This window comes from Thalassospira sp. ABD4_177 (assembly GCF_056160125.1).
Genome location: NZ_JBSWWO010000001.1, coordinates 1,448,931 through 1,475,585 on the forward strand (window position 1 = coordinate 1,448,931; position 26,655 = coordinate 1,475,585).

Consider the following 26,655-nt stretch of genomic DNA (forward strand, 5'->3'; position numbering starts at 1 on the left):
TCATCCCTCCTGGACTTTGAGGATTTCGCGTGTAACGGCATCTGCAATTCCGATGCCACCTGCACGGGTCATTTCTTTGGCGTATTCGTCAACCAGCATGGAACGCATCATCGTTTCGCCATGCCCGCCGCCAAACATTTCGTTGGTTTCAATCCCGGCAAACATGTGGCTGAGCATCTGGCCAAGGAACATCGATTCAAATTCCTCGCCGGCCTTGCGTGCCTGTTCTTCGGTTTTGATGTGCCCGTCGGTGAGTGAGTCCATCCGGGCGGCCATATTGTTCTGTTTGCCGTACTGTGCGCTGGCCTGTGCCTGCGCCATCAGGGCGGCGGTCCCGTCGGTCATCATCACATCACCTCGATTTCAGCCTGCAGCGCACCAGACGTCTTGATGGCCTGAAGGATCGTGATCATGTCGCGCGGTCCAACACCCAGGCTGTTCAAGCCATTCACCAGTTCCTGAAGGCTTACACCGCCATCCATGATGCCAAGCTGGTTGTCTTCGCCTTCATCAACCTCGACATTGGTGCGGTCGACAACTTCGGTCGTGCCAGCCTGCGCAAAGGGTGAGGGTTGGGATACCTGCGGGGTTTCCGTCACACGGATCGTCAGGTTACCCTGGGCAATTGCCACACGGTTGATGCGGACATTCTCGCCCATGACAATCGTGCCGGTGTTTTCGTCAATCACGACGCGCGCAATCTGATCGGGTTCAACACGAAGCTGCTCAATATCGGTCAGAAGTGCCACGATATTTTGGTTGTAGCGTTCCGGAATGTTGAGGCGAACCGTGCCCGGGTCACTGGCGCGGGCGGCAACTTCGCCGAGATAGGCATTAATTGCATCTGATACGCGCCGTGCCGTGGTGAAGTCCGGGTTACGCAGAACAACAGACATGTCCTGCATGGAATTCAGGTTAAAGTCGATTTCGCGTTCAACGATGCCGCCATTGGCAATACGTGCCGAGGTCGGAACACCTTTGACGATGGTTTCCGCATTGCCACCGGCCGAGAAACCGCCAACTGCCAGATTGCCCTGGGCAACCGCATAAACTTCGCCGTCTGCACCGACCATCGGGGTGACCAGCAGGGTGCCGCCCTGCAGGCTTTCGGCGGTGCCGATCGCGCTGATATTGACATCAATGCGTGACCCCTGGCGCGAAAACGGCGGCAGGGTCGCGGTTGCCATGACAGCTGCGATATTATCTGATTCAAGGTCTTCGATCTGATCGCGGACGTTAATGCCCAGACGTTCAAGCATCGCGACCATGCTCTGACGGGTAAATTCTGCATCGCCCAGATCATCGCCGGTGCCATTCAAGCCGACCACAAGACCATAACCGACCAGCATGTTGTCACGTACGCCTTCGAAATCGGCGATATCCTTGATACGTGATTGTGCATGGGCCGGGGTAAGCTGCGTCAGGGCAAGCATTCCCAGCGCGAACGTTGCGAGCGCATTGCGTGCTATTTTGCCAAGACCTGTGATCATACTCTTAATTCCGCTTTTACGTGGGATGCGTGGCATCCGGCAAATGAGGCGATTGATCGGTTAAACCGCGTTTGCAAACCTATTTGCGAAAACCGTGCCAACTCAGGCTTTCTGCTGGCGTTAAGGTCCAGGAACGCGAATTGCGCGGAAAACCGATCTTTTTTCGGGGTTTTGCTTTGGTCCCCGCGTTAGAGTCGCGACAACCCGGCATTTTTTTCCCGTTGCGCACCCGGCGCGATTAAGGGAGAATCCCGTGTGCAGGTCACCTTGATGGTGTTCCATCACGGCCTGCCGGGCCTGATACCCGAATGAACCATGTGCACTGCATATGTTCATTTGACGCGTCGACAACAACTGAGCGGATACGGATCATGAAGGTTAGCGGTTCCAAGGCTGCCGGTGCGGGGGCAACTTCGCGCAAAAAATCATCCGGTGCATCCGGCGGAAGCGGTTTTGCCGATGCCATGCGTTCGCTCGACTCTTCTGGTGATGCGAGCGGGGCGGCTGGTGTTCACAGTAGCGGTTCTGTCAGTGCGCTTGATGCGTTGTTGGCGCTTCAGCAAAGTGGTGATGCACTGGATTCGCCCAAAAAGGCTGCGATGCTGCGTGCCAAAAGCATGCTTGAGCAGCTTGAGGCTGTCCGGGACGGTCTGCTCAGCGGGCAGTTGTCGCCCGCGCGCCTGCAGCAACTGGTCGGTTTGCTCGATCAACAGCGCGAAATAATCGATGATCCGGAGCTTTCAGCCGTTCTCGATGAGATCGATCTGCGGGCCCGTGTGGAACTTGCGAAACTGGAAGTTTCCGGTCTAATTTGATTGTTAAATTCAAGGTGAATTCCACTTAGAAATCGCAGAATTCTGCGCATCAGAGGGCTAATTGGCATTTATTTGTTCAATCGGCTTGCACCCTTGGCGCGTGGCCTCTATATTGCCGCGCGATCAAGGAGTCCTGTATAGAGGGCGCAGATGACTATTACCTTACCACCAGACTATCGTCCTGCTGAGGACGAAGAGTTCATGAACCCGCGTCAGCGGGAATATTTCCGCCAGAAACTTCTGACCTGGCGGGCAGAACTTTTGCACGAATCTTCGGAAACATTAGCGAACCTGCAGGATGGCGGGCTTCAGGAGCCGGACCTGACCGACCGCGCGTCGGCCGAAACGGATCGGGCGCTTGAACTCCGTACTCGTGACAGGGCGCGCAAGCTTATTTCAAAAATTGATGCTGCTTTGCGTCGAATTGAAGACGGATCATATGGTTACTGCGAAGAAACCGACGAGCCGATCAGCTTGAAGAGACTTGAAGCCCGTCCGATTGCGACCCTGAGCATTGAAGCCCAGGAACGCCATGAACGGATGGAGCGCACACGTCGCGACGATTGATCGCGCCGGGTGTAAAAAAAGATAAAAGGATCCGGCTCAGCCGATCCCCGTCATGCAACGACATGACACCGTGGGAGATTACTGGTTAGGGATAACCAAAATCAAAAAGCCCGGCCTTCTGGCCGGGCTTTTCCTTTGTGCGGTATGTTCTGCACAACAAAGGCCACCCGAAGGTAGCCTTTGACTGTCGCCTGATGTGGTCAATCGGAACCCGGAAAACGGGATTGAACCACATGTGGTCTTGGGTTTTAGAACGGCAGAATGATGTCAAGAACTTCACTGCCGTAGCGCGGCTGCTGAACATCGGAAATGGTTCCGCGACCCCCATAGGAAATCCGGGCTTCGGCAATCTTGTCATAGTTGACTTCATTGGCCGAGCTGATGTCGGCGGCGCGAATGACGCCGGCAATCTGGACTTCGCGGATTTCACTGTTCACGCGAATTTCCTGACGCCCGTGAATGACATAATTGCCGTTCGGCAGAACCTGAATGACAATGGCGGCAACGCGCAGATCGATCGCTTCGTTACGATCAAGGGTCCCCGAACCGGCATTCGACGTGTTGCTGTCGAAATCAAGCATCGACGTCGGATCAATGGTTTCTGGCAGCACCTTGGTCATTTCCGCTTCAAGCCCGAACAGGTTCGGGACAGCAAGGTCTTCGGTGTTGGTGCGCGACCGTGCGGTGCTGTTGGCCAGGGCTGCACTGTCTTGCATTTCAACCACCACTGTCAGGATGTCCCCCACCTGATTGGCGCGCTGATCCTTGAAGAAGGACCGTGCACCCGCACGCCACAGAGAGTTCGGGTTGCGTTCGGCAACCTGTGGGGCCGGCATCGGCAAGCTCACTGGCCGATAGGCTTCTGATTGGGTCGGGTTGTCAATGGATGACAATTTTGGCGGCTCGCCGACTTCGGAAAGTCGTTTCATTGCGTTACAGCCTGACAGCAGTGCGGTGGCACCGATCAGGGTACTGACAAGGGCGAAACGCCGCCATGATATCTGTACATTTTTACCGGGCATGAATTCCTCCTGGGTTCCTGCAATTGTTAACGCAAGTACCGTGCCAGTTATGTCGCATCATAAGAGGAAAAGCTTGCCGGGTAGAGCGGTGCCAAAAACTGCGGATTACTGCGACATTGCGGGCAGGGCGCGGACTTCGTTTTCCGCAACGACTTCAACCTGAATGTTCTTGTTGCTTGATTGATTGACCACGCGAATTACATCGCCAAGTGATCCGTCTTCCATCGCCTTGCCGCGTGCAGTCAGTGACATGTTGGCCGTGACCAGACGAATAATCACAAGCGAGCCGCGCCGCACCAGAATGGGGTTGCTCAGATCGCGGAACATCAAAGGTTCGTTGGGGTTGCTTGGCCGTGTGACTTCCTTGCCGATCACATCATTGATGTCGCGGATGGCGCCATTTGGCACCCGTTCGGAGCGAAAATCGCGATATTCAACCTGATCTGCCCGAATGACAGAACCTCGCGATACCGGTTCGACCAAGACCGGCACACTGGTCAGCGGGTAATATTTGCCGCTGATCCGATAGGTGCGTTGTTGGGCGGTCTGTGCGGCAGTGGTCACGCTGGCGACAAAGCGTTGGGTGCGTGAATTGATTTCAAGCCCGGTGACATCAACATTGTTTCTCGCATCAACCGGCAGGTGGATTTGAAAATTGTCGCTTGAAAGGTCGACCGTGAAGGGACGCTGAATACCCTGATCAACCAAGGCAACTTCCACCGCATCGCGGATTTCATCAATGGTGATGACCTGACTGGCGCGGGTGATCAGGATCTGATCAGCGGTGGTGCGCGGTCGCCATTCAATATTGTGGCGCTGCGCAATGCCATACAGCCAGCGATAATCAAGAATGGTCTGTCGGCCGGGCTGGGGCGCATGCGCCACGGCAATGTCTTGTTGTTGGGGATCAATACCGGAAAACAGGTCGCCCAAGGTCACATACTGGCCTTCGACCAAAGCATCCGGTTTGAGGAAGATAGAAGACGTCGTCTGCTGATTGTCGCGCAGGCTGTTGCCTTGGGAAGATTGCGCAAACGCGCTCTCTGACAAAATCGACAGAGATGCAAGTGCAGGCAAGATCGCGAGAGCGAGGATTATGTTCTTTATCTTCATCCAACTACTATACCACGGAACGGTATACATCGCGTAAAGACAGTTTGCGCAAGCTTGCTTGTCAGCTGACCGAAACTTGCGCAAACCAAAATCCGTTTTATTTAGCTGGATTAACGCAGGTTGCTGACCGCGCTCATCATTTCATCGGTGGTCGAGATGGATTTGGAATTCATCTCATAGGCACGCTGTGCCTTGATCAGGTTGGTAATTTCCTGAACCACGTTGACGTTCGAGGATTCAAGGTACCCTTGCTGAACCGTGCCAAAACCAACATCACCCGGGGATCCGACACTTGCCGTACCCGATGCTTCGGTTTCAAGGAACAGGTTATCGCCAAGCGCATTCAGGCCCGGTGGGTTGATAAAGGTTGCCAGCTGGATCTGGCCAAGGTTCTGAAGGGCGACCTGACCATCAATCTCGGCAAAAACTTCACCGTTGGAGTTGATCGTGACAGAGCGCGCATTGTCCGGAACCGTGATGCCCGGCTGAACCGCAAAACCGTCCTTGGTGACAAGTGCACCATCAGCATCAAGTTTCAGCGTACCATCACGGCTATAGGCGGTTTCGCCGCTCGGCAGGTCAATCTGAAGATAACCACGGCCCTGAATGGCGATATCAAGTTCGTTCTCGGTCATGGTAAGCGAACCCTGACCCATGTAACGACCGATTGCCGCGGTTTTCACACCAAGACCAACCTGCACACCGGTCGGCACAATGGTGCCGGTATCGGATGACGGCGAACCGGCACGGCGCAGATCCTGATACAGCAGATCCTGGAACTCGGCGCGCTGACGCTTGTAGCCGGTTGTGGTCATGTTGGCGATGTTGTGCGAAGTCACGTCCACGTTGGTGGACTGTGCCTGCATGCCCAAAGCGCCGATATCAAGTGACCGCATCTGTCTTCTCCTTCGATTGCGCGTATGTCGCGCTAAAATTCTCTGTTATCCGGGCCGCTGCTGTTTAAGCGCGGACATCACCAAGTTTGTTGATCATGTTGCGCTGACGCTCGTTCTCGCTTTCCATGGAACGGGTCACCGATTGGTAGGTGCGCAGAACGTCAATCATCTGCGTCATGGAGCTGATCGGATTGACGTTGGATTTTTCAAGCGCACCCTGGACAATGCCCGGGTTTTCAACCAGTTCGACCAGGTCCTGGTTGTTGTCGTCTTCCGGGGCCTGATACAGGGTGTTGCCGGTAACGGTCATTTCCTGAACGTTGTCGACGGTGACAACCTGCAATTTGCCAATCTGACCGATATCTGTGGAGATGGTGCCGTCACCCTTGATCTCGATCCGGCCATCGGCCTCGTTAAAGAACATCGGCTGACCGGCATCACTGAGCACGGGGTAGCCATCGTTGGTGATCAGCTGCCCGCCCGGATCGAGCGAAAAGTTGCCCGAACGGGTATATTGAATGCCAGACGGGGTTTCGATGGCAAAGAACATGTCGGGCTGGCTGAGCGCCACGTCCAGCGGACGGTCCGTATGCTCGATCGTTCCAACCGTGGTGTTGCGATACTGGGAGATGTCCTGAACCAGGGAAATTTCACGTTCGCCACGGAACGGAGCATCCTTGTTCTTCGCAATCCAGTCGGTGAACATCATGCGCTGTTCTTTATAACCGGTCGTGTTCATGTTTGCCATGTTCTGCGACAGGTTGCTCATCATGCTGCGCAGCGTCTTCTGACGGGACAGTGCAATATATGAAACGTTTTCCATGGTCGAATTTCCCTTTCAGGACCGAAACTTGATCATCAGGAATGCGATCTGCGTGCCAGTTTTGTTAAATTATTGATTTAATTGAATTAAAGTCGAATTCGGCATTTGTTGCCGGGCCTGTTTTGCGGTGGTTTGGCAGAAACTGCCGCAAAACACCCAAGTCACCAGCAAAGGATTGCCTGGGTGACGATACAGGACGGAACTATCAGGCAATTTCTTCCGGTGGGGACGCGATGCGCTGTTGTTTTGGTACTGGTCCTTAAACAAGCAGCGCATATGTGCGAAAATTCCGGTTTGGCCAAATCGCCAGTGGACGGAAACGCAACAGATTTTTAACGTGATAGCGTTATGGCTTTTAATCCGGCACAGTGTTTGCTGGATCAGGAAGACAGAACTTCTAACGCAGGAATTCGCGAAGCGATGGGTGACGACGTCGACGAAATAGAAATGGACGAAGGTGGCGGTGGCGGCGGTCGCAGCAAGAAAATGCTGATCGTGGTCATCCTGCTTGTGCTGCTTTTGCTGGGCGGTGCGGCGGCGGCGTATTTTACCGGGCTGCTTCAGCCGGTGATTGACATGCTGACTGGTGGCGGCGGAGAGCAGACCGAAGAAGTCATCACCGAAGATTCCATCGAAGAAGCCCCGGGGGTTCCGGAAAATGTCGGCTTCGTGGATCTGCCGGAAATTCTGGTCAATCTGAATACAGGTGGTGGCAAGCAGAGCTATCTTAAAATCCGGGTCAGTCTGGAAGTTGCCGATCAGGGAATGCTGCCGCAGGTCGAACAGATGATGCCGCGCATTGTTGACAACTTTCAGGTCTACCTTCGCGAACTGCGTCCCGAAGACCTTTCCGGGTCCGAGGGGATGTTCAGATTGCGTGAGGAGCTTTTGATCCGGGTGAGTGCTGCGGCCAAGCCTGCGAAAATAAACGACGTTTTGTTCAAGGAAATGCTGGTACAATAAGCTTGTAGCAGCCCGAATGCCAAATTCAGGAAGCAATCGCTGATGGCTGATGAAGAAGATGATGATGCTCTCGCCGCTGAATGGGAAGCCATGGCAGGCGGCGATGACGAGGGTGGAGACGACGGCGGCGAGGATATGGCCGCCGAATGGGAATCCATGCTCGGCGATGATGATGGCGACGAGAATGGTGATGGCGGCGATGATATGGCCGAAGCCATGGGCGGCGGCACATCTGCGCGCGTTCTGAACCAGGACGAGATTGACAGTCTTCTTGGCTTTGATGACGGTTCGGGGGCTGGTGATCAGTCCGGTATTCAGGCGATCATCAACTCGTCGATGGTGGCCTATGAACGACTTCCGATGCTTGAAGTCGTGTTTGACCGCCTTGTGCGTATGATGTCGACGTCGCTGCGTAACTTCACATCCGATAACGTTGAAGTCTCGCTTGATAACATCCTGTCTTTGCGTTTTGGCGATTACCTGAACTCGATCCCGTTGCCGGCAATGCTGGGTGTGTTCAAGGCAGAGGAATGGGATAACTACGGGCTGCTGACCGTTGACTCAGCGCTGATTTATTCCATCGTGGACGTTCTTTTGGGCGGGCGTCGTGGTACGGCGGCCATGCGTATTGAAGGCCGACCATACACCACGATTGAACGTAACCTTGTTGAACGTATGATCCATGTGGTTCTGGGCGATCTGTCAGCGGCGTTTGATCCGCTGAGCCCGGTAACCTTCCGGTTTGAACGCCTTGAAACCAACCCGCGTTTTGCCACCATCGCCCGTCATGCCAACGCTGCCATCGTGGCGAAGCTTCGGATCGACATGGAAGACCGCGGTGGTCGACTTGAACTGCTGATCCCTTATGCGACCCTGGAACCTGTTCGTGAACTTCTGCTTCAGATGTTCATGGGGGAAAAATTCGGTCGTGACTCCATTTGGGAAAACCACCTCGCAAATGAGCTTTGGCAGACCCATGTTAATCTATTGGCTGTTCTTGATGAACAGGTGATGGCGCTTGGGGATGTGATCAACCTTGAAGTTGGCAACCGACTGGTTCTTAATACCAGTCCGACCTCCCCGGTCGAGGTGCGTTGCGGGGATGTTCCCCTGTTCAAGGGATTGATGGGCCGCAAAGGTGACAGGATCGCCATTCAGGTGCGTGATCGTGCGCGCATAACCGAGGAAGATAGCTGATGGACTTCGCGTTCTATCTGGATCTTGTAATGATCGTCTTGCTGGTGGCGACGATCATTTATGCGATCATTCTGAACCGCAAGCTGGCGGCCTTTCGGCGCAGCCGCGAGGACATGCAAAACTTCCTGACCGCTTTCAACGCGGCCAATGAGCGCGCGGAAACCTCGATCACCGCCCTTAAGGAAATGGCCGAGCAGTCCGGTGAAAAACTGCGCGAGGATATCGAAAAGGCAGAAGCGCTGAACGAAGATCTGAGCTTTATGGTCGATCGCGGTGAAAGCATTGCCAACCGTCTTGAAAAAGCTGCGCGTGATGTCAACTCTGTGCGCCGGGCGACTGGTGGCGCGGGCGAGGGCGTACAAGCGGCATCTTCTTCCGGTGAAGCGTCAAAACCCTCTGGCGGTGCTGGTGGCGGTCTTGGACGTATGATGGGTGCTAAGAACCGCGACGACATCATTGATGATCGTGACCGTGTCGGTATTGAAACCCGGGCCGAAGAATTGGCCGCCAGAATGGTTGGCGAAATTGAACGTGGCGCCAGCGGGCCGGTTGATGACGGATATGACCGCGATGAGCCTGCCCACAGCAGTGGCGCGCAGGGCAGCCGTGCAGATGTTTCTGATCCTTATGATCAGGATGAAGATGCCGGTCGCTCGGAAGCGGAACGTGAATTGCTGGCCGCGCTTCGGTCAGTACGATAAGAAGCCTGAGACGGTGCGTTTTGCGTTGCTTTTGGCCTTGAAATTATGAGTTTTCTTTTTACCTAAAGGGCAGGACACCGTTCCGTCAGAATGGAAAGAAATCATTAGAGAAGGAGCATGGGCACTTTGTGCCGACATGCTTGGGTGTGTGAATGTCAGGTGTGCGTATTCTGCCGTTGGTCGTTCTGGTCGGCGTGATGGTGCTGTCGATGCGGGTGGTCAACCTGTTTTCCCATGATTCCGAGACATCGGAATCAGTGGAGAAAACGGGTGTGAGCATGGTGCAGATGGCGCAAGCGCAGGCACCGGAACCTGCTGCCGAGCCGGCAGCGGAACAGGCAGCCACACCTGAAAACGGCGATCCCGGCCTTGATAGCCCGGAAGGGCTGACCATGGAAGGTGAGCCGATTGACGGCGTTACCGGCGATGCCGATGTGCCGCCGATGCTGGGTGGTGATCCCACCCTGTTTACCCAGGAAGAAATTGACCTGCTGCAGAACCTGTCGATCCGTCGCGGCGAGCTTGACCGCAAGGAACAGCGCCTTGACGAGCGCGAAAGCCTGATTGCCGCGGCCGAAGCGCGCATTGATGCCAAGATCGAGGAAATGAAATCCCTGAAATCGGCAATCGAAGGACTGGTCGAAACGAAGGAAGCGCAGGAAGACGACCGCATCAAGAAGCTGATCAGCGTCTATGAAAAAATGAAACCGAAAGATGCTGCACGCATCTGGAACGATCTTGATATGGATATCCTTCTGCAGGTTGCCCTTGGCATGCGCGAAGCCAACACCGCAGCGGTTCTGTCGGAAATGACACCGGACCGTGCGCGCGCTCTCACCTCGGAGCTGGCCTACAAGCAGGATATCAATATGTTGCCGTTGCAATAACGGCGATGTTGCAAAGGATTGACCACACGGGCTGAATGAGAAAGAGTGGCCTGTGGGGAGAATTTTGAGAGAAGACAGCGTGATGGCGTATTTAGTCGCTGGTTAAACATCTTGATTAACCAAACTTAAATATGTACATCACGATTATTAGGGGCCTTGTCACTATGCGGAAGTATGGTCGGCAAGGGTGGGAGATCAGATAGCTGATGGAGTTGTGAATGGCCGTCGATCCGAATATGCCGATCCTGATTGTGGATGATTACAAAACCATGTTGCGTATCATCCGTAACCTTCTGCGGCAGCTCAACTTTACGAATATCGAAGAAGCGACCGATGGTAGCATGGCGCTTCGCAAACTGCGTGAGGCGCCTTTCAGTCTAGTGATTTCTGACTGGAACATGGAACCGATGACCGGTCTTCAGCTTCTGAAAGAAGTCCGCGCAGATGCAAAACTGAAGGACATGCCCTTCATTATGATCACCGCAGAAGCCAAGACCGAAAACGTTGTCATGGCGAAAAAGGCAGGCGTTTCCAACTACATCGTCAAGCCGTTCAACGCAGAGACGTTGAAAGGCAAGATGAAGACTGTCATTGGTGATTTCTGATCAGGAGCGCGGGGCATTCGTCCCGCGATACCGCTATGTCTAAGGCGTCCAAGGACGAACTCCGGCAATTGTTGAATGATCTTCGGGCCCGCCTGGATGGCGACGACCTGAAGGTAGAACAATTGTCCGAGCTGATGGACCAGTTGTCGCGCTTCATGGGCGACAAGCCATCCGAGGATCAGCAAAGGCTGTTTGGCGAACTTGATGAACTTTCCGGCATCATCCGCAAGATGAAATCGGAAATCGCTTCGCTCCGTCCGGACGATATCAAGGCCGAATATATTCCCAACGCCACCGACGAGCTCGACGCGATTGTCGATGCGACGGCCGGTGCGACCCACGAAATCCTTGATGCCATGGATGCGCTTGAGGAATTCGCAACCACCTTGCCGCCCGAGCAGGCTGAAATCGTAACCAGCGCAACCATGCGCGTTTACGAAGCCTGTAACTTCCAGGATATCACTGGCCAGCGCACCACCAAGGTGATCAAGGCCCTGAAATCCATCGAAGAACGTGTCGAAGGGCTGGTGACCGCATTTGGCGAAGAAATTGCCAAATACGCTGCCGCCAACCCGCGGCAGAAAAAGGAAGCCGAAGGCGAGGATGCCTTGCTGAACGGCCCGCAGCTTGAAGGAAAAGGCGTAACGCAGGCCGACATCGACGCGATGTTTAACTAAGTGGCGTTATCATGGCGGAGATAGAGGACGACGGACCCACACCACCATCCCCCCCTGCGAACGGGGCGGTGGCGTTGTTTCTGGCACTCTATCTTCTGCTGCTTGCCTTCTTTATTCTGCTCAATACCATTTCGACCTTTGAAGAGGTCAAAACCCGCGAAGTGCAGGAAAGCCTTTCCTCGGCCTTTGCGGCCATTCTCCCGCCGACGACCAGTCTGCAGACCGTGACCTCGATCGAGGGGCCGACGGTGTCTGCCCAGGAAACCCAGGACAAGCTGGGACATCTTTTTGAAACCGCCATCAAGGTGGTCCGGGTCGAAGTCATTCAGCCAGGCAAGCTGATGGAAGTCATCATGCATGTCGATCAGCTGTTTGATACCAACTCCATTCTGATCCGTGAACGTCAGGCCGACTTCATGCGTCAGCTTGCCGAAGTGCTTGCTGATGAAGAAGGCTATGCCTCCTACGAGATGGAAATGGTCATGGGCAGCCAGGTCGAGGACAAGGGCACGATCCAGGTTGAAAACAACCTTCAGATCGCCCAGGCCGGATCTTTTGCCCGTGAACTGCTTGATGCCGGTGCGCCCGAAGACCATTTCTTTGTCGGGATTGATCCGGGGGCCGACCCGTTCATTGTGACATTCCGCTTCTTCTGGAATTTCGGGCCCAAGGAACCGCCACAGCCGATTGAACGCAACGGCGAAACGCCAGATGCGACGCCAACCGCGACCCCGCCGGCCTCAGATGGCAATGGTGCGACAGGATCCGGCCAGACCGGTGCCGTGGCACCCCAGCAGTTCATGATCCCGCCGGCCGCAGGAACCGGACAGCCGGCCGTTTCCCAGCCGATCCCGCTTGGACCGCAAGCATCGGGAGGTGGCTGATGAGCGACGACGCACCACGCAAGGAAGAACACAAAGGGCCACCGCCCTGGATGCTCAGTCTGGCGGACTTGATTTCGCTGCTGCTGACCTTCTTCGTAATGCTGTTTGCCATGTCCAAGGTCAAAATTGACCGTTGGGACGAGGTCGTTGATTCCCTGTCGCAATCCATCAAGCCCTCGCCGGTCGAAGATACCGACGAGCCGATGGCCAACATGAATATTCCGCGTGTCTATCGCAAGCCGGCGATGAACCTTGATTATCTCAGTGCGGTCATTGATGACGCGATCGATGACAACCCCGTTCTCGGCGATGCGCGCATGTCGCGTGACGCGGACAAGCTGGTGATTTCGCTACCGGGCGACATTCTTTTTGTTGCGGGCAGTTCGGACATGACCAGTCAGGCACAGCAGGCACTTTTCGTCCTGGGTGGGGTGTTGCGCAATATCGGTAACCGAATTGGCGTGCAGGGCCATACCGATCCGCGTCCGCTCAGCGGTCGCGGGCAATATGCGTCCAACTGGGAACTTTCGCTGGCACGTTCCGCGGCGGTTGCCAACGAGCTAAAACAATCCGGTTACACAGATTACATAAATATTTACGGATTTGCGGCATCAAGATACGACCAGCTTCCCGAATTGTTGGATGAGGAGGCGCGATTTGCGATGGCGCGCCGGGTCGACATTGTAATCGAGCCTCATGGGGGAAGCGGGATCGGAGGCACGTAAGTATGGCGAAACTTGCCGTGCGCATCCTGCTGGCGGTCGTTATTGCGACCACCACGGCAATGTTTTTGCCCATCAGCGGTATGCGCCCTGCAATAGCTCAGGTGGCGGACCCTGTTATCATTCGCTCCGGGCTTCATAACGGTTATGGACGAATTGTTCTGCAATGGAACGAGCCGGTCGACTACACCGCCGAAATCATCGGCGATCAGTTGGTCGTGCGTTTTGACCAGCCGTTGGTTGCGTCCCTGCGTGGCGTCCTGTCGCCTGTTTCACGCTATGTTTCCGATGCCTTCTTTGACCCGGATGGGCGCACTGTCGCCTTTGTGCTGAGCGACGACTTTGAAGTGCGTGCCTTTAATGTCGGCAGCAACGTCGTTCTTGATATCCTCGACAAACCCGAAGCCGAAGCAACGCCAGATCCGGTGCCGACACCGCCAGTGCGCCCGGCGCAAAATGATCAGGACCCCACGATAACACCGGCCCCGACCACCCCGGTGGAGACGGTAGCGGATAGCGATGCGGCCCCGGCCGAGCTTGATGTGCGGGTCGGGCGTCATCCGACTTTCTATCGTCTGGTGTTTGATTGGCCCAATCGTACCGACTATGCACTTGAAGGCGCGCAAGGATCGCAAACCATCGCCTTTGGCGCGCCTGCACGGATCAATGCCACGGATATCTCGCGGCGCCTGCCGCAAGGGGTGCGTGTGCGCCAGGACGGAACCAATCCGCTTGATGTGGTTGTTGAAACCACACCGGCGCGACAGTTGCGCCACTTCCGCTCTGGCAACAAGGTCGTGGTCGACATCATGGGCGTCCAACGGACGCCAGCAACCACGACAGCGCAGAACCGCCCGACAGAAACCTCTGATCCCGAAACGGCTGCTCCGGCACCGCCTGCGCCCGTTGCCCCGGCGGCACCGGCAGCAGAAACCGCAGAGCAACCCGATGGCACGCCTGAAAATGGTGCGGCAACTGATGCTGATGGCGAAGCCCTTGATCCAAACTCGCCAGAGGCGCTGGCAGCCGCCACCCAGAATGGTGAAAGCGAAAGCACCGTTCGCACCAACGGACAGGCCCCTGTCGAACGTGAAAGCATTGGCGACCTTGTCGTCACTGTCGATCAGACCGCAACCGAGCTTTCACTTGGTTTCCCGTTCGGGCAACCGGGTGGGGCAGCCGTATGGTCACGTGCCGGATTCTTGTGGCTGGCGTTTGATGTGCGCGCCAACCTCAACCTTGATACCGTGCGTCAGCAAGCTGCCCAGATCGTTGGCGTGATCGAACAGGTCGAAAGCCCCTATGCGACGATTGTGCGCATGACCATCCCCGAAGGGATCGGCCTTTACACGACCCAAAGCGAGGCGGGCGATTGGCGCATCACCATGCAGCAGGGCATCATGCAGCCGGTTGAAAAGCTGGGGCCGTCGATTGAACTTGATGAACAGACCCGTGCGCGCCTGATTGTGCCGCTTGAAGATGTCGGGCCGATCATTCCGATTGATGACCCTGAAGTTGGCGATACCTTGCGCGTGACCACCACAACCCAGAACGGCTATGGGATCGAGGTTGCGCTGCGCTATCCGGAATTTGAAGTTGTGCCCTCTATACAGGGCGTGGTCGTGGCCCCGATGAATGACAGTGTTCAGGTCGCGGGTCGCGATGATGGCCGTGCTGTGATCGTGACGGCCGAAGATGGGCTGAATATTTCCCCCGAAGGGGCGCGTTTGCTGGCCTCTGCCACCGGGGTGCGTGATCGTACCGGCGATGGCCGCGAAGGCCTGATCTTCGAGCTGGATGACTGGCGCCGTGGTGGTCTGGATAACTACAACAATGTCATTCGCGGATTGCGCCGCAAGGTCGCCGAAAGCGGCGACGAGCATCGCAACAATGCCCGTCTTGATCTGGCACAGTATTATCTGGCCAATGGCCTGGGACCAGAGGCCGATGCGGTTGTTTCCGCCATGGAACATGATGATCCGCTGATTGCCCAGCGCCTGCAGTTCCGCGCACTGAAGGCCGCGGTCAAGTTCCTGAACCGTGATTTCGAGGAAGCCGAACGTCTGCTTGAAGATGATCGTTTGCGCGAAATTCCGGAAATGCAGCTGTGGCGTGCCGTGACGCTTGCTGCACGTGGGCGCCCGAACGAAGGGGCGCGCGATCTTCTGGAAAGCGTTCACATCCTTGATTACTACCCGCCGGAACTGTTGTCGCGTATCGTGCCGATTGCGACCGAACAGGCATTGATTGTCGGTAATCCCGAAGCGGGCATGGACATGATCGAAAAGATGCTGGTCACCCCGGGGCTTCCGGAAAGCAAGGTCATGGATGTCCAGTATCTCAAGGGCATCTTCGAGGAAGAGGCCGGCGAGCTTGAGCAGGCGGTCGCGACCTGGGATCAGGTGGCCGAGGGCGATAACCGCAAGGCCCGCGCGCATGCGATCTTTGACCGCACAGAGCTTTTGATGCGTCTTGAGCGCCTGACCGTTGAAGATGCGATTGAACAGCTTCAGAAGCTGCGCTTTGCCTGGCGTGGCGATGCGTTCGAGATGGCGTTGCTCAAACGCATTGGCGAGCTTCAGATCGAAAACAAGGATTTCCGCGACGGGCTCAATACCCTGCGTCAGGTGGCGATCTTCTTCCCGAACATGCCGGTCGCGACAGAGGCCACCGACATGATGCATAAAACCTTCGAGAACCTGTATCTGGGTGACGATATCAACGAAATCTCGGCGATCAAGGCGGTTGCGCTTTATGACGAATTCCGCGAACTGACCCCGGCAGGTGAGAAGGGCGATGAGCTTATTCGCCGTCTGGCGGACCGGATGGTCGATGTCGAACTGTTTGAACGTGCGGCACAACTTCTCGAACACCAGGTCGAATTCCGACTGGCAGGTGTTGAGAAGGCCCGCGTCGGGGCGCGACTGGCGCTGGTTTACCTGCTGGATGGCAAGCCCGAAGAAACCATCCGCATCATCGAGGAAACCGATGCCCCGGGCCTGTCGGATGAGCTGGCGATGCAGCGTCGACATCTGCGTGCGCGTGCCTTGCTTGATACTGATCGTGGTGTCGAGGCGGTGGCATCCCTTGAAGGCGATTATTCCCGCAATGCCGAATTGCTCCGGATTGATCATTACCGCACGACACGTGATTACATGTCGGCCGCCGAGACGTTCCAGCGTCTGGTCGGCGAAGAGCCGTTTGATATGGATGGGATTTCTGACGAGCGTGGGCGTTACATGCTGAACTGGGCGGTCAATTTGGCGATGGCCGGTCAGGAGCGCACCCTTAACATGCTCAAACGTCGCTACGGCGAGATCATGGCGCAAAGCCCCTATGCCGAGGCGTTCAGCCTGATTACATCATCGCCGACCCAAGGGTTGATCGATTATCGCACCCTTGCAGACAGGGTCGACGAAGTAGAAGAATTCCAAGGTTTCCTTGCAACGTATCGAGACCAGTTGGAAAAGTCTCAGCTTAGTGCTATAAATTAACGTTCGATAAATATATCGTGGCACTGAATTCGCCCAAAGCGGGTGGGAGTGCTATGATTCTGTTGGCTTTTTTGAAACGGTGATGAGTGTAGTGCTGTGATGGATCGTGCACTTAAAATGGTCTATTACGATGAGGCGAATGTCGAAAAGGACATTTTCGCCCAGCTTTCGCTTGCCCAAAAGCATTATCAGGGCGACGGGATGCCGCGTGACGAGTCCGCGACCCGCCGCATTCTCGACCAGATTCACCGCCAAAGCCGCGCGTTTGCCGCTGTTTGCTATGGTTACATGCGCAGCAAGGGACTCGGCGTTGCCGAGGATCTTGGCGAAGGCCAGCAATGGTATCGCGAAGCGGCCTACTGGTTTAACGAAGAAGCCACCTCTGGCGGTCCGGTATCGGCCAACAACCTTGGTTATCTCTATGCCAAGGGCCTTGGCGTTCAGGAAAATGCCGAAACCGCTGCCCACTGGTTTGAAGAAGCGATCGAGTATGGCTCCGTCGCGGCTCTTTATAACCTTGGTGTGTGCTATTTGAACGGCTGGGGTGTGCCGCAGGACGACGAAAAGGCGGTGGCCTATTTCGAACGTGCCAGCGAACTGAATGACCCGTCAGCCGCCAGTGTTTTGGCCTATCTTTATCTCGAAGGGCGCGGTGTTCGTCGCGATCCGTCGAAATCGTTCGAGTTCAACATGCGTGCCGCGCGTGCTGGCAGTGTCGAAGCGGCATCTGCACTTGGCTATGCGCTTGGTGTCGGGCTTGGCGCCGAACGCAATATTGCCGAAAGCATCAGCTGGTTTGAGTTGGCCGCGAGCGAGGGCGATGCCTATGCGCAGGCCAACCTTGCGATGTATTTCTGCCATTCGTCTGATCTGAAACTGTTTAACCGCGGCTGGAAAATGCTGAGCCATGCGGTCGATCAGGGCGATGCATCTGCGAAATATCAGATGACCCAGATCCAGATTTTCGGTGTGCCGCACCGCGAACCCGATTATGCCAATGCGCTTGATCTTGCCATGGATCTGGCTGAGCTTGGCCATCCGGGCGGCTACCACCTGATTGGTGTGATGTATGAACATGGTCTTGGCGTGCCGGTCGATATGGTGCGCTCGGCCACGTGGTATGAACGTGCCGCCCGCAAAGGATCGGCGAACGGTCAGGCAGCACTTGGACGCCTCTATGCCATCGGCAGTGGCGTTGAGCAGGACAATATCCTTGCCTATTACTGGCTGAGAATGTCTGCACCGACCGAAGGCAGCCAAGCGCAGCGTGAAATGGGGGCGATCCATGCCCGCATGAGCGAAAACGAACGTCAGGTGGCAGAGAAATATGTCGCCGACAATCCCGGTCCGCGCCGTGGCAGCTTTGGCCTCAAGCCGCTTGAAAAGGATGTTTTCAAATCCGGCCGCCAAAAGAGCTAGGACCGGATACCGTTGGGCGCCAAAGCCCAAGTCTAGGGAAGACCAAAAAGCCGTTCTGCACAGCAGACGGCTTTTTTATTTGTCTTGTTGGCATTCATTTCCGGAAATTTTCGAAACCGGGGCGTATCAGTTCAAAGGAATGTATTGATATAAAGATCATTTGAGCTAAGGTCTTAAAATCAATTCGTTAACTCCCCGCATTTTCAATCTAGCGCCCCAAGCCCAAGCCACCGAGGTCCATATGAATAGTGATCTGTCATCGCTCTGGGAAGCGACCGCCAGTGATGCCCCCGAAACCGTAACGCCCGAAGGCGAATATAAATGTGATGTCATGATTATTGGCGGTGGGTTCACCGGCATGTCATGTGCGCTGCAACTGGCCAAGGGCGGGGCATCGGTTATTTTGGTTGATGCAGTGCGGCCGGGCTATGGGGCATCAGGCCGCAACGGTGGCCAGGTCATTCCAGGGCTTAAACATGATCCGGACAAGATCGATAAGCTTTACGACGAATACTCGACCGAGTTCGCGGGCAAAACCGCCGAGACGACTTTTAATCTGATCAAGGAACACGGCATCGACTGTGATCCCACGCCCAGTGGCTGGATACAGGGATCGGTTAAACGTGATCATCTTGGCTGGCTTGAAGCCCGCATGCGCGAATGGCAATCGCGTGGGGCGGATGTCAAAATGCTCGACACCGCAGAAGTTCAGGCCATGACCGGCAGTGAACGGCTTGTTGGCGGATGGCTTGACAATCGGGCAGGGCAGCTTCATCCGTTAAAATACATTCGCGGGCTGACCCGTGCGGCGCAGGCCGCGGGGTGTCAAGTCTTTGCACCCGCGCCGGTACAGCGCTTAAACAGCATTGCCGGGAAATGGCAGGCCGAGGTTGCTGATGGCGCGGCATCGATCAAAAGCGACCATCTGGTGGTTGCGACCAATGGCTATTCCGGCGATCTGTTCCCGAAATTGCGCAAAAGCCTGATCCCGGTCAACAGCTTCCAGGTGGCAACAGCCCCGCTTGGCGAAGACCAGTTGGCCGCGGTACTGCCAACCAAAACACCGGTTTCCGACAGCCGCCGTATTGGTAACTATTTCCGGATCGGACCGGGCGGGCGGCTGATGTTGGGCGGACGCGGCACTTTTGGCGATCCCACAGACCGGTCGGGGTTCGAGGAAACCGTATCAGAGCTTTATGCCTATTACCCATGGGTAAAATCGGTGCCGCTGGAGTTTTATTGGTCGGGCAGGCTTGCCATGACCTATGACCATTTCCCGCATCTGCATCGACCGGTCGCGAATATGACAATGGCGGTTGGCTATAACGGGCGCGGGGTGGCGCTATCCACATCTCTTGGCAAGGCAATCGCCGATAACCTTCTGGCACCCGATACGCCATTGCCGTTGCGGTTCCGTGATATCAGCCCGCTGATTGCGCACGACATGCATCGCGCCTATGCGACGATTGCGATCTGGTATTATCGACTGCGCGATCATCTTGAAAGCTAGGCTCAGGACCTATTAATTTTCGCTCCACCTTTTTGGTAGAAAGTGGTTTCTCTGATTGGTGAGGAGCACTTTATGAGTGATCTATTCTGGCTTTCCCGTTCTCAGTTGCAGCGTATTGAGCCCTGTTTCCCACAGGCTCACGGGGTTCCTCGTGTTGATGATCAGCGCGTTGTTTCCGGGATCATCCATGTCATTCGCAACGGTCTTCGCTGGCGTGATGCCCCAAGGGAATACGGGCCGCACAAGACGCTCTATAACCGCTTTGTACGCTGGAGCCGATTGGGTGTCTTTGATCGTATATTCTCTGCGATTGCAGCCGAGAACGGCGAGCCTGAACAGTTGATGATCGACGCCACACACCTGAAGGCACATCGCACGGCGGCCAGCCTGCTTAAAAAGGGGATGTCCCCGCCGTATCGGGCGAACGAAAGGTGGCCTGAATTCCAAGCTGCATGCCGTCGTCAATGAGTACGGCAAGCCACTTGTCCTGCTGCTAACCGAAGGTCAGATGAGCGATCATCTTGGCGCAAAGCTTATGTATGAAAGCCTGCCAACCTCGGCATCTCACCTGATTGGTGATAAGGGCTATGACAGCGACGAGTTCCGGGCGGCGCTCAACGCCAAGGGTATCAAGCCCTGCATACCGCCCCGCAAAAACAGAAACACACACATATCATACTGCCGAAAGCTCTATAAAACCCGGCACAAAGTCGAGAACATGTTCGGAAAGCTCAAAGACTGGCGCAGGGTGGCGACCCGATATGACCGATGCGCACACACCTTCTTTTCAGCGATCTGTATCGCTGCTACCGTCATATTTTACCTCAATTAATGAGTCCTGAGCCTAGGACAAGTCTTCTTCTGTGCGATAGGTCTGCGCTTTTGGCCCGCCGGCACAGAGCCTTTCCCCTCTCGGTTTCTTGATTTTGCCGGAGAACTTTTTCTGTCCAGTTAGGAAAGGATCGCAGAACGTAGCGGTGCTACGCTCGAGATCGTTGACGCGGCTGGGCAGAAAAAGCTCTCGGCCCTTCGGGTTTCTGTTTGGCGACGTTTCGCTGCGTTACACCGCTTGGACGATGCGCCGCATCGTCCAAGCGGTGTGCCTTGCCAAACGCTTCGCCAAACAAAAACAAAATCTGAGAAACCGAGAGGGGATAGGCTCTAACCGCCGAAGCTTTCCACGAGCGAGCCGGCAATCAGATACCAGCCATCCACCATCACAAAGAAGATGAGCTTGAATGGCAGGGAAATAATCACCGGTGGCAGCATCATCATGCCCATCGACATCAGGATACTGGCGACCACCATGTCGATGATCAGGAACGGGATAAACAGCAGGAAGCCGATTTCAAACGCGCGGCGCAGTTCGCTGATCATGAAGGCCGGGATCAGGGAGCGCAGCGGGATATCCTCGGGCGAGGTGACTTCGTCAATGCCAGCGAGATTGACGAAAAGCTGAAGATCGCGTTCGCGCACCTGGGTCATCATGAAATCATGCACCGGCTGGACGGACCGCTCAAAACCTTCGAACTCGTCAATATTGCCGTTGATCATCGGCTGCAGGCCTTCGTCCCAGACCCGCTCAAGCGTTGGCATCATGATAAACAGGGTCAGGAACATCGCCAGACTGATCAGGACCTGGTTTGGTGGCGATTGCTGAATGCCCAGTGCCGTTCGCAGCAGACTGAGCACCACGATGATACGCGTAAAGGATGTCACCATCATCAGGATGGCAGGCGCGATGCTCAGAACCGTGATCAGGCCAATAAGCTGAATAAGGCGGCCCGATGAGGTCACCCCCGGTCCGTCGCCAAGATCAAAATTGAATGTCTGTGCCTGAACCGTATCTCCGCCTGCCATGATGGCAATCAGCGGAAACAGCGACCAGACCGCAGACCGCGTCAACCAGCGCGGTGCGCGCCATCCGGCCTTTGCTGGTTTGTCATCTTTGGTGCGGGTTGATGGGATATCACGGTTCATGCAGGCGCATTCCTGTCAGTCGTCGCGGCGTCTTTTGTGGCCTCAATCGCAATCTCGGTGCCTTCTGGCGACAGGGTATCGTCTGCCGCGCCTTGATCGCCAAGGATTTCGCTGAAATGGGTGCCGATATTGCGTTCGACGACCATGTCGCCATTCGGGCCCAGCATGACAAGATGTTCGGTGTCATCACGCTTGATCAAAACCAGACGGCGCTTGGTGTCGACCGGGACGACTTCTACGACGGAAAGGCGTCTTTTGGTGCCGCGCCGATTGATGTTGCGCGCACCGGGAACAAACCGCCGGGCCAGAAGGGCAAAGACGCCAATGATCCCCAGCACAAAAAGCAGGGCTGCGACAAACCGGAAATAGGCGCTTAGTTCCATCAGGCAGTTTTCCCCGTCTACAACCCGTGACGCATCGTTGGCAGGTGTATCACCATTGTGATCACCGATCTTGTGTTTCTGTTTACCGCGCCATCCAAGGTCAGGCAAGGCGGCATACTGACCGTGGTCGCAAAGGCCCGTTTCACATCAGTGTCTTGGGCGGTTTCCTATTTGGTGCGGGCGGCCTGTGCATAGGCATTTGTTGCCTGTGCGGTGTTGCTGATGCCGCGCAATTGGCGCTGGATGTCGCTATATTCCTGCTGCATCTGGCTTTCGAACTGTCCGAGTTCTTCCATCAGCGAGGCCAGCAGCGGGGCGACTTCCTGACGTTGCGCAGGGGCAAGCGTCTTGGCCTGTTCGCACAGATCGGCAATGCGGCTTTCAAGGGCTGCCAGCTCAACCACCTTGCCGTCTTCCAGATATCGCTGCCCGGTTCGGATCAGGGACAGGACGCGTTTCAGGTCGCTTTTGAACTGATCCGGCTTGTACTGTTCTGGGCTCATGATAGGCCTTCCCCGTTTACGTCATCTTTTGGTGTGGCCAGGATCTGATCTTCGGGATCGGACTGGCTGCGCGACGGACCGCCATAAATGCGATTGATCCGGTATATATAGTTCAAAATCTCGGCGACGGCTGCAAAGGCTTCAAGCGGGATTTCACTTTCGACATCCACAGCCATTAGAATTTCGGCAAGATCGCTATCCTTGCGGACCTTGATGCCGTTGGCAAAGGCCACTTGCAATATCTGTTCCGCAACGCCGCCTTCGCCCTTCGCGCTCAGCGTTGGGGCATTGTCCCGCCCATGCTTGTACCGCAGCGCGACCGCCTTTTGGTCATGCGCACCCGGCGCGGCAAGATCTTCCGTCCTGCTCGCCGGTTTGTCGGTAATGTCATAGGTGGGCTTTTTCCCGTTCATACGGTCCTTCAATTCAGGACGGTTTGCCTTGTCTGTCAGCGGCATGCGCCCCAGACAGGGTCGACCATAGACCCAAGATGGTCAACAAATCGTTGTCGACGCGAAGGTGAGGGTGATGATAACGGAAAAGCAGCAGATGGCAGGCATGCCAACGGCCCGGCAGGCCCGGCATGGGGGATCTTTAAAATGTTTACGAAGGGTGCCTGTGCGTGATCGGCACAGATGGACTAGTCGTCGCCAGACTCGTCTTTACTATCGGCATCGGCCTTTTTGTCGGAAGCAGCCTTGTCCGACGGGCTGACAGTGCCGAGGTGGCGAATAAGGTCTTCGCTGACGGCTGCCGAACGGTTTTCTTCCTGAATGCGATCATAGAGTTCGCGGCGCAGGACCTGCACGTCTTCGGGGAAGGTAAAGCCAAGCTTCACGGTCTTGCCACGGACCTCAACGACAGTGACTTCAATATTGTCATCAATGACAACGGAGTCGCCGACTTTTCGTGTGAGATAGAGCATGCAAGTTCCCGGTTTTGATAGATTGATGACAAATATTCATCAGACGCGCCCAATATGCCCGGTTTCATTGGCGGGGTCTAGTGCCCGCAGTGATTAGACGGAATTACCGGCAATTTCAACGCTGTTTTTATGTTTGGCACGGCACGTGCATTTAAGTTGGCAGGATTTATCGGGGCGGCAAAAACAGCCCTTCGGAAAATCCGGACCCGATCAGGGCGCAACGTTAACTTCGGCTTTACCCGCGCACTCAATACTCGTCATTGCGCAGACAAGGAGCAGGAAATGGATATCGGCAAACTTGGCATGTTCGCCAATCTCAAGGAGAAGATGGACTGGCTGACACAGCGTCAGGAAGTCATCGCGCAGAATATCGCCAACTCCGATACGCCAAACTACCGCGCCAACGATCTCAAGGAATTCGACCCGAAAAACATCGGCCGCGACCGCCAGTTCATCCTTGCGATGCAGGCGACCACGCCGGGTCACAGTCAGGGTCTGAACAAACCGCAGAACTTCAAGGACGAGGAAGTGCGCAAGAACTATGAAGTCGCGCCGGGCAAAAACGCCGTCATCCTTGAAGAACAGATGGTCAAGATGAACGAAAACCAGGTCGATTATCAGACCATGACCCGTCTGTATGCCAAGCAGAAAACAATGTTCATTTCGGCCCTCGGCCGCTAATCGCTAGCAAGAGAGTAAGAAACCATGGAACTCTACAAGGCTTTTAAAATCTCTGCTGCTGGCATGCGTGCACAGGGTACCCGTCTTCGGATTGCGGCAGAAAACGTTGCCAACGCAGACAGCCTGCCGACTGCACCGGGTCAGGATCCGTATCGTCGCAAGCTTCTGACCTTCAAGAACGTCATGGACCGCGAAGTCGGTGCCGAGATGGTCAAGGTCAATAAGGTGATGCCGGATCGCTCTGATTTTGGTATGAAATACGAACCAAGCCATCCGGCGGCCAACGATCAGGGTTATGTTCAGACCCCGAATGTTGAAACGCTGGTTGAGATGATGGATATGCGCGAAGCACAGCGTTCCTATGAGGCCAACCTCAATGTGATCCAGTCTTCGCGCAGCATGTTGCTCAAGACCCTTGATATCCTGCAATAAGCAGCCGATATATCCGGGCAAGAACACGTTTAAGGATTGAGACCCATGGTCGGAAGCTTCAACGATGCCATTTCTGCCTACCGCAATGCGGCGGCAGGCAAGACCAACACCGTTACGGAAACCGTGACCGGTACGGGACAGTCCGTAAACCCGGGGGAAAGTTTTGCCGACATGGTCAAGGGGGCGGCATATGATGCCCGCGACACCATGGCAATGAGCGAAGAAATGACCCAGAAGGCTGTCACTGGTGATGCGGAACTCCATGAAGTCGTCACGGCCGTTTCTGCCGCCGAGGTTACCTTGCGTACCGTGGTTTCAGTCCGTGACAAGGCGGTTGAGGCTTATCAGAGCATCCTGAATATGCCGGTCTGATCGACAGTTAGAGACGTCCTTTTAAAACCGCGCGATCCTTCGTGCGGTTTTTGTGTGTCCGGGCAATGCGCAACGAAGCGTTTGAAACGAAGCATTTGATAAGTCAGGAAATCATGGCAAACCCCATGATAAATCCTGTATGAAGGATAAGGGCGCCAAGCGGCCCACAAGACAAGACGGCGAAACAGGAAGACCCGATGGATCAAGCTGAAATCATGGACGTGGCCTATGACGCGGTGTGGACACTGCTCAAAGTCACCACGCCGCTGATGCTGATTGCGCTTGGGGTCGGTCTGATCATCGCCCTGTTTCAGGCCCTGACACAGATTCAGGAAATGACCCTGACCTTCGTGCCCAAAATTTTGGTGATCTTCATTGCCCTTCTGGTCTTGCTGCCATGGATGATGACCGAGATGATCGAATTCATGGGGCGGATGGTTGACCACTTTATCGGGTTGCCCAATTAGCGTTAACTCCGGCGCACGCCAGTGTGGATTTGCCAGCGTGATTTTGTAAGGCAGTCGAAGACGACATGGATCTTCAAGAACTTCTTACGCTGAATGTTTACGTCGTCCTGATGACTTTCGCCAGGGTGGGGGCGGCCTTTGCCTTTATGCCTGGTATTGGGGCACGTGCTGTGCCGGCACGCGCACGGCTTTTGTTTGCCTTTTGGGTGGCTGTTGTGATCTCGCCCTTGGCTGGCCCACTTTTCCCGCCGCAGCCGGCCGACGCGCCGTCGCTTTTGGTCGGGATTGGATATGAAATCACGGTTGGCCTGTTTTTCGCCCTGTTTGCCCAGGTCATGTTGGCGGGCATACAGACGGCCGGGTCGATTATTGCCTATCTGTCCTCGATGGCGAACGCCTTTACCGCCGACCCATTGTCAGGGGCGCAAAGTGCGGTGACGGGCAACTTGTTGATGCAAATCGCGCTTGTGCTTTTGTTCGCGACCGGGATGGATCACTTGATGATTCAGGCGGTTTTTGAAAGCTATACATTGTTTCCGCCCGGCGGTGTTTTGCCTGTCGGGGATATGAGCGAATTTTTTGCCACCGCGATCAATGACAGTTTCGTCATCGCCATGCAGATGTCTGCACCGTTTTTGGTGGTGGCGATCTGTTTTCAAATCGCGCTGGGTTTGCTTAACAAGCTGATGCCGCAATTGCCCGTGTTCTTTGTCGCAATGCCGGTTCAAATTGCGATTGCATTGCTTTTGTTGACCTTGGCTCTGCCATCCATGATGATGGTTTATCTTGCATATTTCGAGACCGGGCTTGAGGCGTTTCTCAGTCCATAATACCAAGGAGTAGAAATATTCACCTATAGAGACACCTTATCGGGTTCTCTGGTTGGGAGAGGCTCGCGCGGCGATGCGGAGCATCGGAAGTGAGCTACGACGCGATCCGGAGGGCGTGATAAGGTGCCGTCCCGGTCGCGCAAACAAACTACCGGCCGGCGTCAGATCAGCTTGACGATGCTCCGCATCGCCTGCACTGTTCTTCCTAGCCAATAGCTCGTTTGCACGATCTCTATTGATGAGTATTTCTGCTCCTTGGTATAAGGCCGTGACGGGCGGTGTTTTGCCCCGTTTTGC

At 55.4% G+C, this 26,655-nt stretch carries 30 protein-coding genes; 19 read left to right on the forward strand and 11 right to left on the reverse strand.

Annotated features, from left to right (window positions below; translation table 11 throughout):
- Nucleotides 1-348 (reverse strand): rod-binding protein, encoded by a 348-nt coding sequence (locus ACXAF0_RS06610; protein WP_475345079.1) that lies wholly within the window; start codon nt 346-348, stop codon nt 1-3.
- Entirely contained in the window at nt 348-1,490 is a 1,143-nt protein-coding gene (locus tag ACXAF0_RS06615; protein WP_475345083.1) for a flagellar basal body P-ring protein FlgI, read from the reverse strand. Before ACXAF0_RS06615 ends, ACXAF0_RS06610 begins: the two co-directional genes overlap by 1 nt.
- Nucleotides 1,491-1,861: 371 nt before the next feature.
- On the opposite strand from ACXAF0_RS06615, the gene ACXAF0_RS06620 reads away from it, so the two are divergent.
- Complete coding sequence (locus ACXAF0_RS06620) at nt 1,862-2,305, forward strand: flagellar assembly protein FliX (RefSeq protein ID WP_475345088.1); 444 nt, start codon at nt 1,862-1,864, stop codon at nt 2,303-2,305.
- A gap of 150 nt (nt 2,306-2,455) precedes the next feature.
- The gene (gene dksA, locus ACXAF0_RS06625) at nt 2,456-2,872 is read left to right on the forward strand and encodes an RNA polymerase-binding protein DksA (RefSeq protein ID WP_008890403.1); all 417 of its coding nucleotides are present in this window, start codon (nt 2,456-2,458) and stop codon (nt 2,870-2,872) included.
- A gap of 248 nt (nt 2,873-3,120) precedes the next feature.
- Here the strand turns inward: dksA and flgH are convergent, their stop codons facing one another.
- From flgH to ACXAF0_RS06645, 4 genes are all read right to left on the reverse strand, one after another.
- Nucleotides 3,121-3,894 carry a flagellar basal body L-ring protein FlgH gene (flgH, locus tag ACXAF0_RS06630; RefSeq protein WP_475345095.1) on the reverse strand — a complete coding sequence of 258 codons (774 nt, stop codon included), beginning with the start codon at nt 3,892-3,894 and terminating at the stop codon, nt 3,121-3,123.
- 105 nt (nt 3,895-3,999) lie between these two features.
- On the reverse strand, nt 4,000-4,944 hold the full coding sequence (gene flgA, locus ACXAF0_RS06635) for a flagellar basal body P-ring formation chaperone FlgA (protein WP_475345099.1): 945 nt from the start codon (nt 4,942-4,944) through the stop codon (nt 4,000-4,002).
- Between the two features lie 173 nt (nt 4,945-5,117).
- On the reverse strand, nt 5,118-5,903 hold the full coding sequence (flgG, locus tag ACXAF0_RS06640; RefSeq protein WP_475345102.1) for a flagellar basal-body rod protein FlgG: 786 nt from the start codon (nt 5,901-5,903) through the stop codon (nt 5,118-5,120).
- 64 nt (nt 5,904-5,967) lie between these two features.
- Entirely contained in the window at nt 5,968-6,726 is a 759-nt protein-coding gene (locus ACXAF0_RS06645; RefSeq protein ID WP_475345103.1) for a flagellar hook-basal body complex protein, read from the reverse strand.
- 420 nt (nt 6,727-7,146) lie between these two features.
- On the opposite strand from ACXAF0_RS06645, the gene ACXAF0_RS06650 reads away from it, so the two are divergent.
- From ACXAF0_RS06650 to ACXAF0_RS06705, 12 genes are all read left to right on the forward strand, one after another.
- On the forward strand, nt 7,147-7,689 hold the full coding sequence (locus ACXAF0_RS06650) for a flagellar basal body-associated FliL family protein (RefSeq protein WP_475345104.1): 543 nt from the start codon (nt 7,147-7,149) through the stop codon (nt 7,687-7,689).
- Nucleotides 7,690-7,731: 42 nt separating this feature from the next.
- Nucleotides 7,732-8,886: a flagellar motor switch protein FliM gene (fliM, locus tag ACXAF0_RS06655; protein ID WP_475345105.1), complete on the forward strand. Its 1,155-nt coding sequence runs from the start codon at nt 7,732-7,734 to the stop codon at nt 8,884-8,886.
- On the forward strand, nt 8,886-9,587 hold the full coding sequence (locus ACXAF0_RS06660; protein ID WP_475345106.1) for a DUF6468 domain-containing protein: 702 nt from the start codon (nt 8,886-8,888) through the stop codon (nt 9,585-9,587). Before fliM ends, ACXAF0_RS06660 begins: the two co-directional genes overlap by 1 nt.
- Nucleotides 9,588-9,739: 152 nt before the next feature.
- Complete coding sequence (locus ACXAF0_RS06665; RefSeq protein WP_475345107.1) at nt 9,740-10,474, forward strand: MotE family protein; 735 nt, start codon at nt 9,740-9,742, stop codon at nt 10,472-10,474.
- A 218-nt stretch (nt 10,475-10,692) separates the two neighbouring features.
- Nucleotides 10,693-11,079 carry a response regulator gene (locus ACXAF0_RS06670; protein WP_008890394.1) on the forward strand — a complete coding sequence of 129 codons (387 nt, stop codon included), beginning with the start codon at nt 10,693-10,695 and terminating at the stop codon, nt 11,077-11,079.
- A gap of 35 nt (nt 11,080-11,114) precedes the next feature.
- On the forward strand, nt 11,115-11,756 hold the full coding sequence (locus tag ACXAF0_RS06675; RefSeq protein WP_475345108.1) for a protein phosphatase CheZ: 642 nt from the start codon (nt 11,115-11,117) through the stop codon (nt 11,754-11,756).
- A gap of 11 nt (nt 11,757-11,767) precedes the next feature.
- A complete protein-coding gene (locus ACXAF0_RS06680) occupies nt 11,768-12,640 on the forward strand; it encodes a hypothetical protein (protein ID WP_475345109.1) in 873 nt (290 codons plus the stop codon).
- Nucleotides 12,640-13,365 carry an OmpA/MotB family protein gene (locus ACXAF0_RS06685; protein ID WP_475345110.1) on the forward strand — a complete coding sequence of 242 codons (726 nt, stop codon included), beginning with the start codon at nt 12,640-12,642 and terminating at the stop codon, nt 13,363-13,365. Before ACXAF0_RS06680 ends, ACXAF0_RS06685 begins: the two co-directional genes overlap by 1 nt.
- 2 nt (nt 13,366-13,367) lie before the next feature.
- Complete coding sequence (locus tag ACXAF0_RS06690; protein WP_475345111.1) at nt 13,368-16,856, forward strand: tetratricopeptide repeat protein; 3,489 nt, start codon at nt 13,368-13,370, stop codon at nt 16,854-16,856.
- Between the two features lie 99 nt (nt 16,857-16,955).
- Complete coding sequence (locus ACXAF0_RS06695; protein WP_475346230.1) at nt 16,956-18,275, forward strand: SEL1-like repeat protein; 1,320 nt, start codon at nt 16,956-16,958, stop codon at nt 18,273-18,275.
- Nucleotides 18,276-18,516: 241 nt separating this feature from the next.
- Entirely contained in the window at nt 18,517-19,785 is a 1,269-nt protein-coding gene (locus ACXAF0_RS06700) for an NAD(P)/FAD-dependent oxidoreductase (protein WP_475345112.1), read from the forward strand.
- Between the two features lie 72 nt (nt 19,786-19,857).
- A protein-coding gene (locus tag ACXAF0_RS06705; RefSeq protein WP_475345113.1) for an IS5 family transposase occupies nt 19,858-20,617 on the forward strand; the annotation gives its coding sequence in 2 pieces (ribosomal slippage) (nt 19,858-20,195 and nt 20,194-20,617; 762 coding nt in all).
- 329 nt (nt 20,618-20,946) lie between these two features.
- Here ACXAF0_RS06705 and fliP read toward each other — a convergent pair.
- The 5 genes from fliP to csrA all read right to left on the reverse strand — a co-directional run bounded on the left by fliP (nt 20,947) and on the right by csrA (nt 23,576).
- Nucleotides 20,947-21,765, reverse strand: coding sequence for a flagellar type III secretion system pore protein FliP (gene fliP, locus ACXAF0_RS06710; RefSeq protein ID WP_475345114.1), 819 nt, complete (start codon nt 21,763-21,765; stop codon nt 20,947-20,949).
- The gene (locus tag ACXAF0_RS06715; protein WP_475345115.1) at nt 21,762-22,256 is read right to left on the reverse strand and encodes a FliO/MopB family protein; all 495 of its coding nucleotides are present in this window, start codon (nt 22,254-22,256) and stop codon (nt 21,762-21,764) included. Before ACXAF0_RS06715 ends, fliP begins: the two co-directional genes overlap by 4 nt.
- A 59-nt stretch (nt 22,257-22,315) precedes the next feature.
- Nucleotides 22,316-22,651, reverse strand: coding sequence for a flagellar protein FliT (gene fliT / locus ACXAF0_RS06720; RefSeq protein WP_475345116.1), 336 nt, complete (start codon nt 22,649-22,651; stop codon nt 22,316-22,318).
- A complete protein-coding gene (locus tag ACXAF0_RS06725; RefSeq protein ID WP_475345117.1) occupies nt 22,648-23,064 on the reverse strand; it encodes an EscU/YscU/HrcU family type III secretion system export apparatus switch protein in 417 nt (138 codons plus the stop codon). The genes fliT and ACXAF0_RS06725 overlap by 4 nt, the downstream gene beginning before the upstream one ends.
- Before the next feature lie 227 nt (nt 23,065-23,291).
- On the reverse strand, nt 23,292-23,576 hold the full coding sequence (gene csrA, locus ACXAF0_RS06730; RefSeq protein ID WP_475345118.1) for a carbon storage regulator CsrA: 285 nt from the start codon (nt 23,574-23,576) through the stop codon (nt 23,292-23,294).
- A 282-nt stretch (nt 23,577-23,858) separates the two neighbouring features.
- On the opposite strand from csrA, the gene flgB reads away from it, so the two are divergent.
- From flgB to fliR, 5 genes are all read left to right on the forward strand, one after another.
- A complete protein-coding gene (gene flgB / locus ACXAF0_RS06735) occupies nt 23,859-24,257 on the forward strand; it encodes a flagellar basal body rod protein FlgB (protein ID WP_044829526.1) in 399 nt (132 codons plus the stop codon).
- Between the two features lie 24 nt (nt 24,258-24,281).
- The gene (flgC, locus tag ACXAF0_RS06740) at nt 24,282-24,689 is read left to right on the forward strand and encodes a flagellar basal body rod protein FlgC (RefSeq protein WP_475345119.1); all 408 of its coding nucleotides are present in this window, start codon (nt 24,282-24,284) and stop codon (nt 24,687-24,689) included.
- A 45-nt stretch (nt 24,690-24,734) separates the two neighbouring features.
- Entirely contained in the window at nt 24,735-25,061 is a 327-nt protein-coding gene (gene fliE, locus ACXAF0_RS06745) for a flagellar hook-basal body complex protein FliE (RefSeq protein WP_167723370.1), read from the forward strand.
- A 197-nt stretch (nt 25,062-25,258) separates the two neighbouring features.
- Nucleotides 25,259-25,528 carry a flagellar biosynthesis protein FliQ gene (gene fliQ / locus ACXAF0_RS06750; protein WP_033068899.1) on the forward strand — a complete coding sequence of 90 codons (270 nt, stop codon included), beginning with the start codon at nt 25,259-25,261 and terminating at the stop codon, nt 25,526-25,528.
- Nucleotides 25,529-25,593: 65 nt separating this feature from the next.
- Nucleotides 25,594-26,358 (forward strand): flagellar biosynthetic protein FliR, encoded by a 765-nt coding sequence (fliR, locus tag ACXAF0_RS06755; RefSeq protein ID WP_475345120.1) that lies wholly within the window; start codon nt 25,594-25,596, stop codon nt 26,356-26,358.
- Nucleotides 26,359-26,655: the final 297 nt, after the last annotated feature.

What these genes read in the sequence shown, in the direction of transcription:
- ACXAF0_RS06695 (WP_475346230.1), top strand. Translation starts at nt 16,956, where the DNA reads ATGGATCGTGCACTTAAAATGGTCTATTACGATGAGGCGAATGTCGAA.
- ACXAF0_RS06670 (WP_008890394.1), top strand. Translation starts at nt 10,693, where the DNA reads ATGGCCGTCGATCCGAATATGCCGATCCTGATTGTGGATGATTACAAA.
- flgG (WP_475345102.1), bottom strand. Translation starts at nt 5,903, where the DNA reads ATGCGGTCACTTGATATCGGCGCTTTGGGCATGCAGGCACAGTCCACC.
- ACXAF0_RS06675 (WP_475345108.1), top strand. Translation starts at nt 11,115, where the DNA reads ATGTCTAAGGCGTCCAAGGACGAACTCCGGCAATTGTTGAATGATCTT.
- ACXAF0_RS06610 (WP_475345079.1), bottom strand. Translation starts at nt 348, where the DNA reads ATGATGACCGACGGGACCGCCGCCCTGATGGCGCAGGCACAGGCCAGC.
- flgH (WP_475345095.1), bottom strand. Translation starts at nt 3,894, where the DNA reads ATGCCCGGTAAAAATGTACAGATATCATGGCGGCGTTTCGCCCTTGTC.
- dksA (WP_008890403.1), top strand. Translation starts at nt 2,456, where the DNA reads ATGACTATTACCTTACCACCAGACTATCGTCCTGCTGAGGACGAAGAG.
- flgC (WP_475345119.1), top strand. Translation starts at nt 24,282, where the DNA reads ATGGAACTCTACAAGGCTTTTAAAATCTCTGCTGCTGGCATGCGTGCA.
- ACXAF0_RS06665 (WP_475345107.1), top strand. Translation starts at nt 9,740, where the DNA reads ATGTCAGGTGTGCGTATTCTGCCGTTGGTCGTTCTGGTCGGCGTGATG.
- fliM (WP_475345105.1), top strand. Translation starts at nt 7,732, where the DNA reads ATGGCTGATGAAGAAGATGATGATGCTCTCGCCGCTGAATGGGAAGCC.
- fliQ (WP_033068899.1), top strand. Translation starts at nt 25,259, where the DNA reads ATGGATCAAGCTGAAATCATGGACGTGGCCTATGACGCGGTGTGGACA.
- fliP (WP_475345114.1), bottom strand. Translation starts at nt 21,765, where the DNA reads ATGAACCGTGATATCCCATCAACCCGCACCAAAGATGACAAACCAGCA.
- ACXAF0_RS06620 (WP_475345088.1), top strand. Translation starts at nt 1,862, where the DNA reads ATGAAGGTTAGCGGTTCCAAGGCTGCCGGTGCGGGGGCAACTTCGCGC.
- fliR (WP_475345120.1), top strand. Translation starts at nt 25,594, where the DNA reads ATGGATCTTCAAGAACTTCTTACGCTGAATGTTTACGTCGTCCTGATG.
- ACXAF0_RS06660 (WP_475345106.1), top strand. Translation starts at nt 8,886, where the DNA reads ATGGACTTCGCGTTCTATCTGGATCTTGTAATGATCGTCTTGCTGGTG.
- ACXAF0_RS06650 (WP_475345104.1), top strand. Translation starts at nt 7,147, where the DNA reads ATGGGTGACGACGTCGACGAAATAGAAATGGACGAAGGTGGCGGTGGC.
- flgB (WP_044829526.1), top strand. Translation starts at nt 23,859, where the DNA reads ATGGATATCGGCAAACTTGGCATGTTCGCCAATCTCAAGGAGAAGATG.
- fliE (WP_167723370.1), top strand. Translation starts at nt 24,735, where the DNA reads ATGGTCGGAAGCTTCAACGATGCCATTTCTGCCTACCGCAATGCGGCG.
- ACXAF0_RS06645 (WP_475345103.1), bottom strand. Translation starts at nt 6,726, where the DNA reads ATGGAAAACGTTTCATATATTGCACTGTCCCGTCAGAAGACGCTGCGC.
- ACXAF0_RS06690 (WP_475345111.1), top strand. Translation starts at nt 13,368, where the DNA reads ATGGCGAAACTTGCCGTGCGCATCCTGCTGGCGGTCGTTATTGCGACC.
- ACXAF0_RS06680 (WP_475345109.1), top strand. Translation starts at nt 11,768, where the DNA reads ATGGCGGAGATAGAGGACGACGGACCCACACCACCATCCCCCCCTGCG.
- ACXAF0_RS06725 (WP_475345117.1), bottom strand. Translation starts at nt 23,064, where the DNA reads ATGAACGGGAAAAAGCCCACCTATGACATTACCGACAAACCGGCGAGC.
- ACXAF0_RS06615 (WP_475345083.1), bottom strand. Translation starts at nt 1,490, where the DNA reads ATGATCACAGGTCTTGGCAAAATAGCACGCAATGCGCTCGCAACGTTC.
- ACXAF0_RS06685 (WP_475345110.1), top strand. Translation starts at nt 12,640, where the DNA reads ATGAGCGACGACGCACCACGCAAGGAAGAACACAAAGGGCCACCGCCC.
- ACXAF0_RS06700 (WP_475345112.1), top strand. Translation starts at nt 18,517, where the DNA reads ATGAATAGTGATCTGTCATCGCTCTGGGAAGCGACCGCCAGTGATGCC.
- csrA (WP_475345118.1), bottom strand. Translation starts at nt 23,576, where the DNA reads ATGCTCTATCTCACACGAAAAGTCGGCGACTCCGTTGTCATTGATGAC.
- fliT (WP_475345116.1), bottom strand. Translation starts at nt 22,651, where the DNA reads ATGAGCCCAGAACAGTACAAGCCGGATCAGTTCAAAAGCGACCTGAAA.